We start from the raw sequence: 14,804 nt of genomic DNA on the forward strand, positions 1-14,804 counted from the left end.
ATGACCGTGATCGGCCCGAGCGAGGCGGGTGCGGACATGCAGCGCCGCCGGCCAGCGCGAGGGCTTGCCGGCGGCGTCACGCAAGGAGACCGGTTGCCGCGACCGGGCCGGCCTCGTTGCGCGTGTGTCAGAAATGCACGACGGTCCGGATGGACTTGCCTTCGTGCATCAGGTCGAACGCTTCGTTGATGCCGGTGAGCGGCTTCGTATGCGTGACGAACGGCGCGAGCTGGATCGTGCCGGCCATCGCGTCCTCGACCATGCCCGGCAATTCGGAGCGGCCCTTGACGCCGCCGAACGCGGTACCGAGCCAGCGGCGGCCGGTGACGAGCTGGAACGGGCGCGTCGAGATTTCCTGGCCGGCGCCCGCGACGCCGATGACGACCGATTGACCCCAGCCGCGGTGCGCGCATTCGAGCGCGGCACGCATCACGTTCACGTTGCCGATGCACTCGAAGCTGTGGTCGACGCCCCAGCCGGTCATCCCGACGATGACTTGCTGGATCGGCTCCTGATGGTCCTTCGGGTTCACGCAGTCGGTGGCGCCGAACACGCGTGCGAGGTCGAACTTGCCCGGGTTGGTATCGACCGCGATGATGCGGCCGGCCTTCGCGAGCTTCGCACCCTGGATCACGGCGAGACCGATGCCGCCGAGGCCGAACACGGCCACCGAGTCGCCCGGCTGCACCTTGGCGGTGTTCTTCACCGCGCCGAGGCCGGTCGTGACGCCGCAGCCCAGCAGGCAGACCTGCTCGGGGTTCGCGTCCGGGTTGATCTTCGCGAGCGAGACTTCGGCGACGACGGTGTATTCGCTGAACGTCGAGCAGCCCATGTAGTGATAGATCGGCTGGCCGTTGTAGCTGAAACGCGTGGTGCCGTCGGGCATCACGCCCTTGCCCTGGGTGGCACGCACCGACACGCACAGGTTGGTCTTGCCGCTCTTGCAGAACAGGCATTCGCCGCATTCGGCGGTATACAGCGGAATGACGTGGTCGCCGGGTTTCACGCTGGTCACGCCTTCCCCGACTTCCACGACGATGCCGGCGCCTTCATGGCCCAGCACGGCAGGAAAGAGCCCTTCCGGATCGTCGCCCGACAGCGTGAAGGCGTCGGTGTGACAGACGCCCGTATGGGTGATCTTGATCAGCACTTCGCCCTTGCGGGGCGGCTCGACATCGATCTCGACGATCTGCAGCGGCTTACCCGCCTCAAACGCAACAGCAGCACGTGATTTCATGGCAATCCTGTTAAAAAAACACCGAATGGAGCGTTACGTCGACGATTTCGCCTCGGTCAACGCAAGTAGGACCGAACGAGGGTGACGATTTCGTCGATCGATCCGGAAGCGGGCCGCGGGGCGTCCGCGAGCTGGGTGAATTCCTCGCGCAAGTGACTTTCCAGCACGTTGGCCATGACCCCGTTGATCGCGCCGCGGATGGCAGCCAGTTGCTGCAGGACCGGGCCACAGTCCGCGCCCTCCTCGAGCGCTTGCTCGAGCGCGTTCAGCTGCCCGCGAACGCGGCGCACGCGGGTCAAAACGCGTTTCTTTTCTTCGGGGGAATGCGGCATGGTGTCGTGGCTTCCTGATACTGGGGGGTAGTATAGAACAAGGCGGCGCGGAGGTATACGGGGGCGTTCCCGGGGCAGCGTGGCGGGCGCCGGCCGAAAAGGCGGCGGCCGGCCGGCAGGTACCGGCAGGTAACGGGCGGGTAGCCGCCGGCGCAACCGATGCGCGGTTTTTGCGGCGGCGCCGCCGTGGCCGGTGTCGTTCATCGTCAGATCAACAGCTCGAGCGTGCGGAACAGCGCCAGATCCTCGCCGCGCGCCGAGCGTGCGTGCCGCCGGATCACCTGCAGCAGGCAGTCGATGAAGCAGCGTGCCGCGTCGCCGAGCGTGCTGCTGCGGCGCGTGACGATCCCGAGCTCGCTCGGCTCGAACGTCTCCTTCAGCGGCAGCACGCGCATCCGCTCGCCGAACGGCCGCACCGCCGCGAGGATCGTCGGGCACCACGTGCACATGCCGGCCTGTTCGAGCATCGTCTGCAGGATCGCGACCGACTGCGCGCGCACGATGCGCCGTTCGTCGATCTGCGCGCCGTGCCGCGTGAACAGATAGTCGACGAGCGCGGCCTGCCCGTCGGCGGACGAATTCAGCACCCAGTCGCAATCGAGCAACGCGTGCACCGACTTCGCGCGCTCGTGCGGATGCCCGGCGCGCACCATCACCGACGTGCCGTAGCGCAGCAGCGGCTCGAACGCGAATTCCTGCGCGCTGCTGCCCGGCTGCACGTGGCCGAGCGCGAAATCCATGCTGCCGTCGCGCAGCAGCGGTTGGGCGACGGCCATCAGCGCCTCGTAGAGTTCGAGGCGCACGTCGGGCATCCGCTCGCGAAACCGCAGCACGGTTTCCGCGAGAAACGTCATCGTGAGCCACGGCGTGACACCGACGCTCAGCCGCCCCTCGACGCGGCCGCGCATCCGTTCCAGATCGCTCTGCGCGTGCTCGAGCTGCTTGAGCACGAGCTTCGCGTGCGTGAGCAGCGTCTTGCCGTATTCGGTGAAGCCGATGCCTTCCGGCGCGCGCACCAGCAGCGGCAGGCGCTCGCTCGCCTCCAGCTCGCGCAGCGCGCGCGTGACGGCCGCCTGCGACAACCCCAGCGTGCGCGCGGCGCCGCGGATGCTGCCGGCCTCCGCGCTCGCGACGAGTGCCTGCAACTGATGCAGCTTGATCGTGCTCATGGTGCGAAACGGGACGAAACCCGACAACGAAAGGTTGTCATCATAACGAAACTGCGACTGTTCGACGGCATTTTCGCTGCATACGATCCCGCCACGATCTGCCATTCGGCAATCGGCAAACCAGAACGCATCGAGGAGTATCGGGGTTGGATCGAGAACGCATTGCGCCAGAAATGGCGGCCATCGAGACGGAGATGATCGCGCTGCGCCGGCGGCTGCACGCGCATCCGGAGCTCGGTTTCGACGAACACGCGACGAGCGAACTCGTCGCCGGCTGCCTGACAACGTGGGGTTATCGGGTGACGCGCGGTCTCGGCGGCACCGGCGTGGTCGGCACGCTCGCGCGCGGCGCCGGCAAACGGCTCGGGTTGCGCGCGGACATGGACGCGCTGCCGATCCGCGAGACGACCGGGCTGCCGCATGCGAGCCGGCACGACGGCGTGATGCACGCGTGCGGCCACGACGGCCATACCGCGATGCTGCTCGCCGCCGCCCGGTGCCTCGCCGAACGCGGGCGCTTCAGCGGCACGCTGAACCTGATTTTCCAGCCGGCGGAGGAAGGGCTCGGCGGCGCGAAGCGGATGATCGACGACGGGCTGTTCGCGCAGTTCCCGTGCGATGCCGTGTTCGCGATGCACAACGTGCCGGGGCTGCCGGCCGGTGTGCTCGGCTTCTGCGACGGCCCGGCGATGGCGTCGGCCGACGAGGTGCGGGTGCGCGTCGCGGGGCGCGGTGGTCACGGCGCGGCCCCGCACACGACGATCGATCCGGTGGTGGTGTGCGCGTCGATCGTGATGGCGTTGCAGACCGTGGTATCGCGCAACGTGAATCCGCAGGACCTCGCGATCGTCACGACCGGCTCGATCCACGCGGGCACCGCATCGAACGTGATCGCGCCGCATGCGGATCTCGAACTGAGCGTGCGGGCGCTGTCGCCGGACGTGCGCGCGCTGCTCGAACGGCGCATCCGCGCGATCGTGCACGGCCAGGCCGACAGCTATGGCGCGACGGCCGAGATCGACTATCGCCACGGCTATCCGGTGCTCGTCAATCATGCGGCGGAAACCGCGTTCGCGCGAGACGTGGCGCGGGAATGGGGCGGCGACGACGCGCTGATTGCGCATCTGCGGCCGATCGCGGCGAGCGAGGATTTCGCGTTCATGCTGAACGCGTGCCCGGGCAGCTACCTGTCGATCGGCAACGGCGACGGTGCCGCCGGCTGCGGGCTGCACAACCCGGGATACGACTTCAACGACGCGTGCCTCGCGACCGGCGCGAGCTACTGGATCGCGCTCGCGGAGCGCTACCTCGCGTGAGCCGGGCAAACGCATTCGAATTACTTTCAACGACGGAAACAAGGAGACGGGCAATGAAACAGTGGATGGCGGCGCTCGCGGTGGCGCTGACGGCAACGACGATGGCGGGGGCCGCGCACGCGGGCGACTGGACGGGCAAGGAGATCCGCCTCGCGGTCGATCCGACGTATCCGCCGCTCGAATACAAGCAGCCCGACGGCACGCTGACGGGCTTCGGAATCGACATCACGAACGCGTTGTGCGCGGAACTGCATGCGCGTTGCGTGTGGGTCGAATCGAGCTTCGACGGGATGATTCCGGGGCTGCTCGCGCGCAAGTTCGACGTGATCGCGTCGTCGATGACGATCACGCCGAAGCGGATGCAGCAGATCGCGTTCACGAACCGGATCTCGAATGCGCCGGCCCGGCTGATCGCGCGCAAGGGTTCGCCGCTGCTGCCGACGGCGGCGGCGCTGAAGGGCAAGCGCGTCGGCGTCGAGCAGGGCTCCGCGCAGGCCGACTATGCGATCGCGAACTGGCAGCCGGCCGGCGTGCAGATCGAGTCGTACCAGAACCAGGATCAGGTGTATGCCGACCTCGTGACCGGGCGGCTCGACGCGGCGTTCCAGGCGTCGATCGCGGCCAGCGACGGCTTCCTGAAAAAGCCGCAGGGCAAGGACTTCACGTTCGTCGGCGCGGCGATCGACGACGCGAAGTACTTCGGGCAGGGCGACGGCCTCGGCTTGCGCAAGCAGGACACCGACCTGCGCGACGCGTTCAATCGCGCGCTGGCGACGATCCTCGCGAACGGCACGTATCAGCGGATCAACCGCAAGTACTTCGACTTCGACATCTACGGCGCGAAATAAGCGGCACGACGGCACATCGGGTGGTAGCGCTCAATATATCAATAAGGAAAACGAATGAACTGGAGATTGTTTCTCGTCGCGATGCCGGCACTCTGTGCGGCGCCGGCCTTTGCGCAAAGCAGCGTCGCGCTTTACGGGGTGGTCGATGCCGGTATCGACTACACGAACAACGTCGGCGGCCACGGCGCGTGGCAGATGGCGAGCGGCTTCGCGCAAGGCAGCCGCTGGGGGCTGAAGGGCACCGAAGATCTCGGCGGCGGCTACAGTGCGCTGTTCCAGATCGAGAACGGCTTCAACGTGAACAGCGGCACGCTCGCGCAGGGCGGCCGCATGTTCGGGCGGCAGGCTTACGTCGGGCTCGGCAGCACGCGCTTCGGCACGCTGACGCTCGGCCGCCAATACGATTCGGTGGTCGACTATCTCGCGCCGACCACCGCGAACGGCAGCTGGGGCGTCTATCCGTTCTCGCATCCGCTCGACAACGACAACACCGGCAACACGTTTCGCGTGAACAACACGGTCAAGTATGCGAGCCCGGATTTTGCCGGCTTCTCGTTTGGCGGCACGTACAGCTTCAGCAACGACACCGGCTTCGCGAACAACCGGCAGTGGAGCGTCGGCGCGCAGTACGAGCAGGGCGGCCTGCTGGTCGGCGCGGCGTTCCTGAACGCGGACAACCCGGGCGCGACGGCCGGCGGCGCGATCGCGGGTTCGGGGTCGGTGGGGGCGGATGCGAACTTCGCGTCGGCGCGGCTGCGGATCTTCGGCGCGGGCATCAACTATACGGCCGGGCCGGCGACGCTCGGGTTCGCGTATACGAACAGCAACGTCACGCGGCCCACTGCGAACGTCGGCTATCTGTTCGGCGACGAGACGATCGAGCCCGTCACGGGGCCGCTCGCCGGCGGCACGGTCACGGCGATCAAGTATCAGAACTTCGAAGTGAACGGCAAGTATCAGTTCACGCCGGCGTTCTTCGTCGGTGCGCAGTACGTGTATACGACCGTGCGTTACGACGCCACCACGGGCAGCGCGACACCGAAGATCCATTCGCTCGGGCTGATGGCCGACTACAACCTGTCGAAGCGGACCGACGTCTATCTGATGGGCGCATACCAGCGCATCGCCGGCGATGCGACCGGCTCGTCGCTCGACCAGGCGTATATCCCGGGGGCGGCCGACCTGTCGTCGACATCGAAGCAACTGATGGTGCATGCGGGGATCCGTCACAGGTTCTGACGGAGTCGGGCGGGGACGGACGCCGTCATGTTCCGGCGCGGGCCCGGTCGATCTCGGGATCGCAGGCTGAGGTGATTCGAGAGGTCGAACTTCGGCACATGGCGTATCAGGCGGCGCATGCGCAAGGAACGCGTGCGTTGCCTGCCATTCCGCAACGGGCGCGCCGCGCGCAACCGGCGGCCGCCCGACGCATCCGCTACCCGCGAATGCCGACCCGATACCGCGTCGTCTGGCGATAGGTCTCGCCCGGGCCGAGGATCGTTTCGTCGCGCAACGCATCCATGTTGACCTGGTTCGGAAAGAACCCGGCTTCGACGCACAGCGCCGCATGCTGCACACACGACACGCCGCCGCTCGTGCGCACGCCGTCCAGATAGTTGCCCGTATAAAGCTGCAACCCGCGCTGATCCGTCGATACCGCAAGCTCTCGGCCGCTTTCCGGATCGTAGATCGATGCGACGGGCCGCACGCCGTGCCCGTAATCGCGCAGCACATAGCAGTGATCGAAGCCGCGTCCGCGCGCGAGCTGCGCATGCGGCCAGTCGAGGCGGGCGCCGAGCGGCGCGCTCTGCCGGAAATCGAACGCGGTGCCCGTCACGTCGGCCGTGCCGGTCGGGATCAGCGCATCGTCCACTTCGACGAACGCATCGGCGTCGATCTGCAGCAGATGGCCGCGCACGTCGCTGCCCGCGCGTCCGCTCAGGTTGAAGTAGCTGTGATTCGTCAGGTTCAGCGGCGTCGGCGCATCGGTTCGTCCCGCATAGTCGATCGTCAGCGTGCCGTCGTCGTCGAGCGTGTAACGCACCTCTACGCTCACGTTGCCGGGGAACCCCGCATCGCCCTCGGGCGAATCGAGCCGCAGCGTCAGCCCGCCGCGATCGTCGATCACGTCCCAGCGCGCACGGTGAAAGCCGCTTGCGCCGCCGTGCAGCAGATTGCCGTGCTCGTTGCGATCGAGCGCGTGGTCGATTCCGTCGAGCGTGAAGCGTGCGCCCGCGATCCGGTTCGCCCAGCGGCCGACCGTCGCGCCGAAGTAGGTGCCCGACCCGACATAGTCGGCCGGCGTGTCGTGCGCGAGGACGATATCGGCGAAGTGCCCGGCGCGGTCAGGTGCGAGCCACGACACGACGGTCGCGCCGAGATCGCTGACGACGACGCGCATCCCGTGCGCGTTGCGCAGCGTGTAGCGCCGTACCGGGTCGCCGCCGGGCAGCGTGCCCCACGGTTCGGAAGGCGTGCGGGCGACGCCGGATGCCGGGCGGGAGGAATCGGTATCGATGGGCATGAGCAGGTTCGATCGCGGGCGGTGAATGCGGTGGGCGGGCGCGGCGCGTTGCCGGCAGCCGCGCGGACGGCGGCGCCGGGTCAGTCGAGCCCGCCCTGGCACAGGTACTTGATCGACAGGTAGTCGTCGAGCCCGTAGCGCGAGCCTTCGCGGCCGTAGCCCGATTCCTTCACGCCGCCGAACGGGGCCGCCTCGCTCGCGAGCGCGCCCTCGTTGATGCCGACGATGCCCGTTTCGAGCCGTGCGGACACGCGCGCGATCCGCCGCACGTCCTGCGTGTAGAAATACGCGGCGAGTCCGAACGGCGTGTCGTTGGCGGCGCCGATGGCGTCGTCCTCGGTATCGAACGGAAACAGCGCGGCGACCGGGCCGAAGGTTTCCTCGCAGGTGAGCTGCATGTCGGCGGTGGCGTCGGCGAGCACCGTCGGCGCGTAGTAGTTCGAGCCGAGTTCGGGCAGGCGCCGGCCGCCCGTCAGCACGCGCGCGCCGCGCTCGATCGCGTCGCCGACGTGGCGCGCGATCTTGTCGACCGCGCGCGCGTTGATCATCGGGCCGATCTGCGCGGCCGGGTCGGTCGCCGGTGCGACCTTCAGCGCGGCGACGCGTGCGGCGAGCTTCGCGGCGAATGCGTCGTACACGCCGGCCTGCACGTACACGCGATTCGGCGACACGCAGGTCTGGCCGCCGTTGCGGAACTTCGCGGCCATCAGCCCGTCGACCGCGGCGTCGAGCTCCGCATCGTCGAACACGATGAACGGCGCATTGCCGCCGAGCTCCAGCGACAGCTTCTTCAGCGTCGCGGCCGATTCGCGCGCGAGCAGCTTGCCGACCGGCGTCGATCCGGTGAACGTGATCTTGCGCACGCGGCCGTCGGCGAGCCAGTCGGCCACCGCCTCGACGCCGCGCTCGCGCGATGCGGCGATCATGTTCAGCACGCCGGGCGGCACGCCGGCTTCGTGGGCGAGGAAGGCCAGCGCGAGCGCGGTCAGCGGCGTATCCTCCGCCGGCTTCGCGACGACCGTGCAGCCGGCCGCGAGCGCGGGCGCGATCTTGCGCGCGATCATCGCGAGCGGGAAATTCCACGGCGTGATCGCGGCGACGACGCCGATCGGCTCCTTGACCGCGCTCAGCCGTTTGCCGCGCTGCTGCTGCGGAATCAGGTCGCCGTACGTGCGCGTCGCTTCCTCGGCGAACCACAGCACATACGACGCGCCGTATGCGACTTCGCCGCGTGCTTCGGCGAGCGGCTTGCCCTGTTCGCGCGACATCAGTTTCGCGAGATCGTCGGTATGCGCGACGATCGCCGCATGCCACGCGCGCAGGATCGCCGCGCGTTCGCGCGCGGGCGTCGCGCGCCAGGCGGGCAGCGCGCGTGCGGCTGCGTCGGTGGCGGCGCGGGCGTCGGCGGAGCCGCTGTCGGGCACGTCGGCGACGGCATCGAGCGTCGCCGGATCGGTGACCGCGAAGCGACGGCCGTCGAGCGCATCGCGCCACGCGCCGTCGATCAGGTTGGCGGTACGAACGAGTTCGGTTCGGGATGGCGTAAGCGGCATGACTGATCCTTGTATGAGGTGGTTCGGCGGGCGCGCGGCAACCCCGCGCGCCGTTCGTCAGTGGCGTTCGCCGAACAGCGATTCGAGCGGGTAGTGCCGTTTGACGAACGGCGACTTGATGATCACGTAGCTGAAATACTTCTCGATGCCGATGTTCTGTTCGAGCAGCCCTTCGACGATCGTCTGGTAGTGGCTCACGCTGCGCGTGATGAACTTGAGCAGGTAGTCGTAGCCGCCGCTCGCGAGATGGCACTCGACGATCTCGTCGACGTTGCGGATCGCCGCGACGAAGCGGTCGAAGTCCTCGCGCCGGTGGTCGGCCAGCGTGACCTCGGTGAACACGACCTGCACGTCGCCCAGCTTTTCGAGCTGGATGTGCGCGCCGTAACCGCCGATGTAGCCGGCTTTTTCCAGCCGCTTCACGCGGATCAGGCACGGACTGGGCGACAGCCCGACCGCATCGGCCAGTTCGACGTTGGTCATGCGGCCGCGCTTCTGCAACTGGGAAAGGATGCGCAGGTCGATGCGATCCAGCTTGCTGTCCGTCATGTTTACGTGAGAGGGGAAAAAATGGAATGTCCGGTTACTTTAGAGTCGAACGATGGCGGCCACAAGCCCGGCTTTCCCTTGCAGGGCTCGGGCCGGCTGCGCGTGCGCGGCGTCGAGCGTGCGCTGCACGCCCGGGTCGGCCAGCACGTCGTCGAGCGTCTTGCGCACGCGCTCGAACATCAGGTCGAACTCGCCCGCCGTGAAGCTCAACGCCGGCGCGAAACCGAGCGTGCCGTCGCCGAACGCACGAAACACCACGCCGTTCGCGTAGGCCGCCGCGGCGATCTTGTCGGGCACGTTCAGCGCGGCGTCGAAGCGCGTCTTGCGGGCCTTGTCGGCCACCAGTTCGAGCGCGCCGAGCAGGCCGACCGACCGTGCGTCGCCGACGAGCGGATGCGCGCGCAGCGCGTCGAGGCCCGCGGCGAAGCGCGGCGCCATCGCCTGGCCGTTCGCGAGCAGCCCGCCTTCGTGATACAGCTTCAGCACTTCGAGGCCGATCGCGGCGCTGACCGGATGCGCGGAATACGTGTAGCCGTGCCCGACCACGGCCGAATCGGCGCGGCTGCCGGCGATGCCTTCGTAGATTTCGTCGGACATCAGCACCGCGCCCATCGGCGCATAGCCGGCGGTCAGCCCCTTCGCGACGGTCATCAGATCCGGGTCGACCTGTTCGGTCTCGCACGCGAACAGCGGGCCCGTGCGGCCGAAGCCGGTGATGACCTCGTCGGCGACGAACAGGATGCCGAGGCGCCGGCACGCGTCGCGCATCGCCTTCAGCCAGCCGGCCGGCGGCACGATCACGCCGCCGGAGCCCTGCACCGGTTCGCAGAAGAAGGCCGCGACGTTGTCCGCGCCGAGTTCCGCGACCTTCGCTTCGAGCGCCGCGACCGACGCGGCGATCAGCGCCTGCGGATCGTCGCCGAGCGGATGGCGGTACGGGTAGGGCGACGGAATGTGATGCTGGTCGGCGCGCGGCAGGTCGAAATGGCGGTGGAACGCGGGCAGCGCGGTGAGGCCCGCACCGATCGACGACGAGCCGTGATAGCCGCGTTCGAGCGCGATCATCTGCTTCTTCGACGGGCGGCCGGTCGCATTGAAATAGTGCGTGATGAAGCGCACGGCGGAATCGACCGCGTCCGAGCCGCCGAGCGTGAAGTACACGCGGTTCAGCGACGGCGGGGCGAGCGAGGCGAGCCGTTCGGCCAGCTCGATCGCCGGCTGCGAGCCGAAATGGAAATAGCCGGTCGCGTACGGCAGTTTCGCCATCTGCTCGGCGGCGGCCTTCACGATGCTGTCGCGGCCGTAGCCGACGTTGACGCACCACAGGCCCGAGAACGCATCGAGCAGCGTGTTGCCGTCGCCGTCGTGCAGGAACACGCCGTCGGCGGATTCGAGCACGGTGACGCCGCGCGCTTCATGCGCGCGATAGTTGACGACGGGATGGATCAGGTGTTGACGATCGGCTTCGATCAGTGCGGCTTGGTTCATGGCGGGCAGGATTCTCGTCGGGGGTCAGCGGTGAGTTCATGCTACCGGGCGAGCATGCCGCACGCGCCTTCAATTTGCAGTCTGAAACGTACGAACGCGGTGTTTGTGCGGGGCGCTTCGGCATTTTCTGCTGCGCGCCCCGCGGGGCCGTGTGCGCGCGTCGGCGCGTCAGTAACCGCGCACGCGATCGACGACGCCGATCATCGGCTGGCCCGCGCGATGGCGCGCGAGATTCGCGAGGACGGCGTCGACGGCCGTGTCGGGCCGCGTCGCGCTGGCGATGTGCGGCGTGATCCGGATGCGCGGATGCGCCCAGAACGGGTGGCCCGCCGGCAAAGGTTCGGGGTCCGTCACGTCGAGGATCGCGCTGTCGAGCCGGCCGCTCGCGAGCGCCGCGAGCAGCGCGGCCTCGTCGAGCTGCGGGCCGCGCCCGACCTGCACGAGCGACGCGCCGGCCGGCAGCGCATCGAACACGCGCGCGCCGAGCAGCCCGCGCGTATCGGCCGTGAGCGGCAGCAGGCAGATCAGGATGTCGCTGCGGGCGAGGAACGCATCCAGCGCCGCGTCGCCCGCGTAGCAGTCGATGCCGTCGAGCGTGCGTGGCGTGCGGCTCCAGCCCGCGCACGGGAAACCGAAGCGCCGCAGCGTGTCGAGCACGGCCTGGCCGAGGGTGCCGAGCCCGAGCACGCCGACGCGCCGCGACGCGGCCGCGCGCACGGGCTTCTCGCGCCACACCTGTTCGCGCTGCTGCGCCGCATAGTCGAACAGGTCGCGGTGGATCGTCAGCACCGCCTGCGTCACGTACTCGACCATCCCTTCGACGATGCCCGGCTCGATCATCCGCACGACCGGAATGCGGGCCGGCACGCACGACAGGTCGAACTGGTCGATGCCGGCGCCCACCGAGAACACGACTTCGAGATTCGGCAGCAGCGCGACCGGATCGTCGGGCGGCTGCCACGCGGCGAGATACCGGACGGCTTGCGCGTCACCGATGTCCGGCCAGATCCGGAACGGAAGGTCGGGGGCGAGCTGCGCGAAACGCCGCGCCCATTGCGCGCCGCGCACCGGATCGGCCTTGTAGAGGAAGCTCATCGGTCGCCTCGCTCAACCGAGGGCCTGGTTCACGATCGCGAACGTGCGCAGCGCCGGGTCGCGCGCGGGCGCCGCGCCACGCACCATCGCGACGACGGTATCGACGCGCGGCAGCCCGAGCCCCTGCAGCCAGTCCGACAACCCGCTGTCGCCCGGCACGTCGAGCCGCACGAACATCCCTTCGTGCAGCGCGAGCCAGTGACTGATCAGCGCTTGCGCGCGCAGCGCGTCCGGCGCGACCACCGGGCCGATCACGTGGCCGCGGCCGAAGCGGCGGAACAGCGCGAAGCCGAGCAGTTCGCCGTCGCGGTCGAGCGCGATGCCGTTCGCGACGCCGAGCAGCGCATCGATCACCGCGTCGCGCGGATAGCCTGCCGCGCGCGATGCGAGCGCCGCGAGGCGCGGGCCGTCGTTCGTGCCGAGCGGGCGCAGGCGCTCGCCCGGCGGCAGCGAGATCAGCGGCGGCTGGAACGCGGCGCCCTGGTGCTGGTCGATCGTGCCGATCGCTTCGAAGCCGAATTTCACGTAGAGCGGTTCGCCGGACGGCGTCGCGTGCAGAAAGATGGTGCGCGCGCCGAGACTGTCGACAACGCGCGCGAGCAGTTCGCGGCCGATGCCGCGGCCCTGGCGCTCGGGCGACACGATCACCATGCCGAGCGATGCGTGCGCGTCGCCGAAGCGCCAGCCGAGCGCGGTGCCGACGATGCCGGCTTCGTCTTCGGCGACGAAGCCGCTGCCGAGCTCGAGCGCGAAGCGCCAGTCGTCGAGCCGGTGCGGCCACTTGACGGCTTCCGACAGACGATGCGCGGCGGGCAGGTCGGCTTCGGCGAACGGACGATAGATAAGCGTGCGGGAAGGGTTGAGATCGGACACGCCGGACTCCGGATGGGTAGGAATGACGCATTCACTCTGCCAGCGCCGCCGCGGCTCGGATAGGACGATTCGCCTGTTTTCCGGCGGCGACGGCCGCGCGCGCGATCGACGCAAACCGGCTCGATTCGCGCGCACGAACGCGCGCATCGTGCCGGCGCGGCCCGTCGATCCGGCAGCGCCTGCTGTGGGAGCGGGACTACGATGAAAGCGCCGGTATCGCCGCCGCTTGCCGGCGAGCCGCACCGGCCGGCCACGGCACCCGCTTCCCGAAGCCCGCCGGCCGGCGCGGCCGCACCACGCCGGATCGCACCGCAGATCGTGCCGTGCGGCGCGCCCAACACGCGGCGATTCTGCGTTTTGGGCGGCGCCGAACGACGCGCGCCGGGTTTTTTGCCTTGATTCAATTTCGTACAACCCAGCCCGTCCCCGGCCCTGCCGGGGCTTCACACCGACAGGACGCATCATGATTCAGTTTGAACCGAAGTTCATCACTTTCGACTGCTACGGCACGCTGACCCGCTTCCAGATGGCGGACCTGGCGCGCGAGATCTATGCGGAGCGGCTGTCGCCGGTCGCGATGGAGGACTTCGTGCGCGCGTTCGCCGCCTATCGGCTCGACGAAGTGCTCGGCGCATGGAAGCCGTACCGCGACGTCGTCGTCAACGCGATCCGCCGCACCTGCGCGCGTGTCGGCGTGACGTTCGACGAAGCCGAGGCCGAGCGCTTCTATCACGCGGTGCCGACGTGGGGCCCGCATCCGGACGTGCCGGCCGGGCTGTCGCGACTCGCGAAGAAATACAAGCTGGTGATTCTGTCGAACGCCATGGACGAGCAGATCATGAGCAACGTCGACAAGCTCGGCGCGCCGTTCCATGCGGTGTTTACCGCGCAGCAGGCGCAGTCGTACAAGCCGCGCATGCAGGGTTTCGAATACATGTTCGGCAAGCTCGGCTGCAAGCCGGAGGACGTGCTGCACGTGTCGTCGAGCCTGCGCTACGACCTGATGACGGCCGAGGATCTCGGGATCAAGCACAAGGCGTTCGTGAACCGCGGCCACGAGCCGGGCACGCCGTTCTACAACTATTACGAAGTGTCCGACATCGGCCATCTCGCGACGCGGCTCGGGCTGTAAGCGACCCGTCGGCCGCGCGACGCCGCGTCGCGCGGTTTGTCGCGACTCCGCTGCCGGCTTGCCGCGCTGCCCGGGAAAACCCGCGCACGCGGCCGGGCGCGGGCGCTGGAACGTCACGCGCACCTTGCGCGTCGTGCCGCGCGGCGGTCGCGGTTCTTCGGCACTTTCGGCGCGCTTCCGTGGATCGATCGTGGACCGATCGCGAATCGTCCCGGATCGTCCGCAGATCGTCCGCAGATCGTCCGCGCCGAATTCGATCGTCTCTCCGGCCTCCGGTGCGAACGCGTCGGCGTCACGCGCAAAGCACGTCACGTCCCGCTCCTTCATGTCGCACCCGCCAGTGCGCGCCCGGCATTCGAACCTGCCGGTCGCGAACGCGTCGCGCATGCGCGCGGGTTCGTACGCGTGCGGCACGCGCGCAGGTTCGGCACCGGCCGTGCGTGGGCTGTCGCACCGGCCGGTTTCGATGGAACAGGCAATCTTCCGACGAACGTTTCGACCGCGCGCCCGCGCCCCTTCGCCGGGCAAACGGCGCTGCGCCGGGGCACGCAGCAAATCATGCTGCGCAGGCGGCTCAAAACGGTCGAATCGTATCGTGCAGCCGCCCCGAATCGCGACAACCCGCATTTTGGCGATGCTTAAATGAACGCCATACGCATGACGTTGCATTCGCCACCAGCAGGCGAAA

The 14,804-nt window shown here is 68.6% G+C and carries 14 protein-coding genes; 5 read left to right on the forward strand and 9 right to left on the reverse strand.

All coding sequences use genetic code 11. The features are described from left to right. Positions 1-127: 127 nt before the first annotated feature. The 3 genes from BME24068_RS07605 to BME24068_RS07615 form a co-directional block, all read right to left on the reverse strand. Positions 128-1,237, reverse strand: coding sequence for an S-(hydroxymethyl)glutathione dehydrogenase/class III alcohol dehydrogenase (locus tag BME24068_RS07605; RefSeq protein ID WP_096504648.1), 1,110 nt, complete (start codon positions 1,235-1,237; stop codon positions 128-130). Between the two features lie 56 nt (positions 1,238-1,293). Further along, entirely contained in the window at positions 1,294-1,569 is a 276-nt protein-coding gene (gene frmR, locus BME24068_RS07610) for a formaldehyde-responsive transcriptional repressor FrmR (RefSeq protein ID WP_096504646.1), read from the reverse strand. A 206-nt stretch (positions 1,570-1,775) separates the two neighbouring features. Beyond that, positions 1,776-2,738, reverse strand: coding sequence for a LysR substrate-binding domain-containing protein (locus BME24068_RS07615; RefSeq protein ID WP_096504830.1), 963 nt, complete (start codon positions 2,736-2,738; stop codon positions 1,776-1,778). 194 nt (positions 2,739-2,932) lie between these two features. On the opposite strand from BME24068_RS07615, the gene BME24068_RS07620 reads away from it, so the two are divergent. The 3 genes from BME24068_RS07620 to BME24068_RS07630 are packed head-to-tail and all read left to right on the forward strand — an operon-like array spanning position 2,933 to position 6,141. Continuing rightward, positions 2,933-4,054, forward strand: coding sequence for a M20 aminoacylase family protein (locus BME24068_RS07620; RefSeq protein ID WP_420887525.1), 1,122 nt, complete (start codon positions 2,933-2,935; stop codon positions 4,052-4,054). A 53-nt stretch (positions 4,055-4,107) separates the two neighbouring features. Then, positions 4,108-4,902 carry an ABC transporter substrate-binding protein gene (locus tag BME24068_RS07625; RefSeq protein ID WP_096504642.1) on the forward strand — a complete coding sequence of 265 codons (795 nt, stop codon included), beginning with the start codon at positions 4,108-4,110 and terminating at the stop codon, positions 4,900-4,902. Positions 4,903-4,956: 54 nt separating this feature from the next. Continuing rightward, positions 4,957-6,141: a porin gene (locus BME24068_RS07630; RefSeq protein WP_174925650.1), complete on the forward strand. Its 1,185-nt coding sequence runs from the start codon at positions 4,957-4,959 to the stop codon at positions 6,139-6,141. A 196-nt stretch (positions 6,142-6,337) separates the two neighbouring features. On the opposite strand, the gene BME24068_RS07635 is transcribed toward BME24068_RS07630, so the two are convergent. The 6 genes from BME24068_RS07635 to BME24068_RS07660 all read right to left on the reverse strand — a co-directional run bounded on the left by BME24068_RS07635 (position 6,338) and on the right by BME24068_RS07660 (position 12,984). Continuing rightward, positions 6,338-7,426, reverse strand: coding sequence for an aldose epimerase family protein (locus BME24068_RS07635; protein WP_174925651.1), 1,089 nt, complete (start codon positions 7,424-7,426; stop codon positions 6,338-6,340). Between the two features lie 80 nt (positions 7,427-7,506). After that, positions 7,507-8,979 (reverse strand): NAD-dependent succinate-semialdehyde dehydrogenase, encoded by a 1,473-nt coding sequence (locus tag BME24068_RS07640; RefSeq protein WP_174925652.1) that lies wholly within the window; start codon positions 8,977-8,979, stop codon positions 7,507-7,509. A gap of 57 nt (positions 8,980-9,036) precedes the next feature. Next, complete coding sequence (locus BME24068_RS07645) at positions 9,037-9,528, reverse strand: Lrp/AsnC family transcriptional regulator (RefSeq protein ID WP_006749694.1); 492 nt, start codon at positions 9,526-9,528, stop codon at positions 9,037-9,039. A 39-nt stretch (positions 9,529-9,567) separates the two neighbouring features. Next, positions 9,568-11,016 (reverse strand): aspartate aminotransferase family protein, encoded by a 1,449-nt coding sequence (locus BME24068_RS07650; protein WP_174925653.1) that lies wholly within the window; start codon positions 11,014-11,016, stop codon positions 9,568-9,570. Between the two features lie 168 nt (positions 11,017-11,184). Continuing rightward, on the reverse strand, positions 11,185-12,111 hold the full coding sequence (locus BME24068_RS07655) for a 2-hydroxyacid dehydrogenase (protein WP_096504630.1): 927 nt from the start codon (positions 12,109-12,111) through the stop codon (positions 11,185-11,187). Positions 12,112-12,123: 12 nt separating this feature from the next. After that, positions 12,124-12,984 (reverse strand): GNAT family N-acetyltransferase, encoded by an 861-nt coding sequence (locus tag BME24068_RS07660; RefSeq protein WP_174925654.1) that lies wholly within the window; start codon positions 12,982-12,984, stop codon positions 12,124-12,126. A gap of 463 nt (positions 12,985-13,447) precedes the next feature. On the opposite strand from BME24068_RS07660, the gene BME24068_RS07665 reads away from it, so the two are divergent. Then, positions 13,448-14,116 (forward strand): haloacid dehalogenase type II, encoded by a 669-nt coding sequence (locus BME24068_RS07665; protein WP_096504624.1) that lies wholly within the window; start codon positions 13,448-13,450, stop codon positions 14,114-14,116. Positions 14,117-14,152: 36 nt separating this feature from the next. Then, positions 14,153-14,758 carry a hypothetical protein gene (locus BME24068_RS07670; RefSeq protein WP_174925655.1) on the forward strand — a complete coding sequence of 202 codons (606 nt, stop codon included), beginning with the start codon at positions 14,153-14,155 and terminating at the stop codon, positions 14,756-14,758. The last annotated feature ends 46 nt before the right edge of the window (positions 14,759-14,804 follow it).

The organism is Burkholderia anthina, assembly GCF_902498995.1.
Taxonomy (GTDB): Bacteria; Pseudomonadota; Gammaproteobacteria; order Burkholderiales; family Burkholderiaceae; genus Burkholderia; species Burkholderia anthina.

Bases quoted from the DNA above. Each gene is read 5' to 3' on its own strand.
- BME24068_RS07635 (WP_174925651.1), bottom strand. From the start codon at position 7,426: ATGCCCATCGATACCGATTCCTCCCGCCCGGCATCCGGCGTCGCCCGC.
- BME24068_RS07630 (WP_174925650.1), top strand. From the start codon at position 4,957: ATGAACTGGAGATTGTTTCTCGTCGCGATGCCGGCACTCTGTGCGGCG.
- BME24068_RS07645 (WP_006749694.1), bottom strand. From the start codon at position 9,528: ATGACGGACAGCAAGCTGGATCGCATCGACCTGCGCATCCTTTCCCAG.
- BME24068_RS07615 (WP_096504830.1), bottom strand. From the start codon at position 2,738: ATGAGCACGATCAAGCTGCATCAGTTGCAGGCACTCGTCGCGAGCGCG.
- BME24068_RS07655 (WP_096504630.1), bottom strand. From the start codon at position 12,111: ATGAGCTTCCTCTACAAGGCCGATCCGGTGCGCGGCGCGCAATGGGCG.
- BME24068_RS07650 (WP_174925653.1), bottom strand. From the start codon at position 11,016: ATGAACCAAGCCGCACTGATCGAAGCCGATCGTCAACACCTGATCCAT.
- frmR (WP_096504646.1), bottom strand. From the start codon at position 1,569: ATGCCGCATTCCCCCGAAGAAAAGAAACGCGTTTTGACCCGCGTGCGC.
- BME24068_RS07640 (WP_174925652.1), bottom strand. From the start codon at position 8,979: ATGCCGCTTACGCCATCCCGAACCGAACTCGTTCGTACCGCCAACCTG.
- BME24068_RS07620 (WP_420887525.1), top strand. From the start codon at position 2,933: ATGATCGCGCTGCGCCGGCGGCTGCACGCGCATCCGGAGCTCGGTTTC.
- BME24068_RS07625 (WP_096504642.1), top strand. From the start codon at position 4,108: ATGAAACAGTGGATGGCGGCGCTCGCGGTGGCGCTGACGGCAACGACG.
- BME24068_RS07605 (WP_096504648.1), bottom strand. From the start codon at position 1,237: ATGAAATCACGTGCTGCTGTTGCGTTTGAGGCGGGTAAGCCGCTGCAG.
- BME24068_RS07665 (WP_096504624.1), top strand. From the start codon at position 13,448: ATGATTCAGTTTGAACCGAAGTTCATCACTTTCGACTGCTACGGCACG.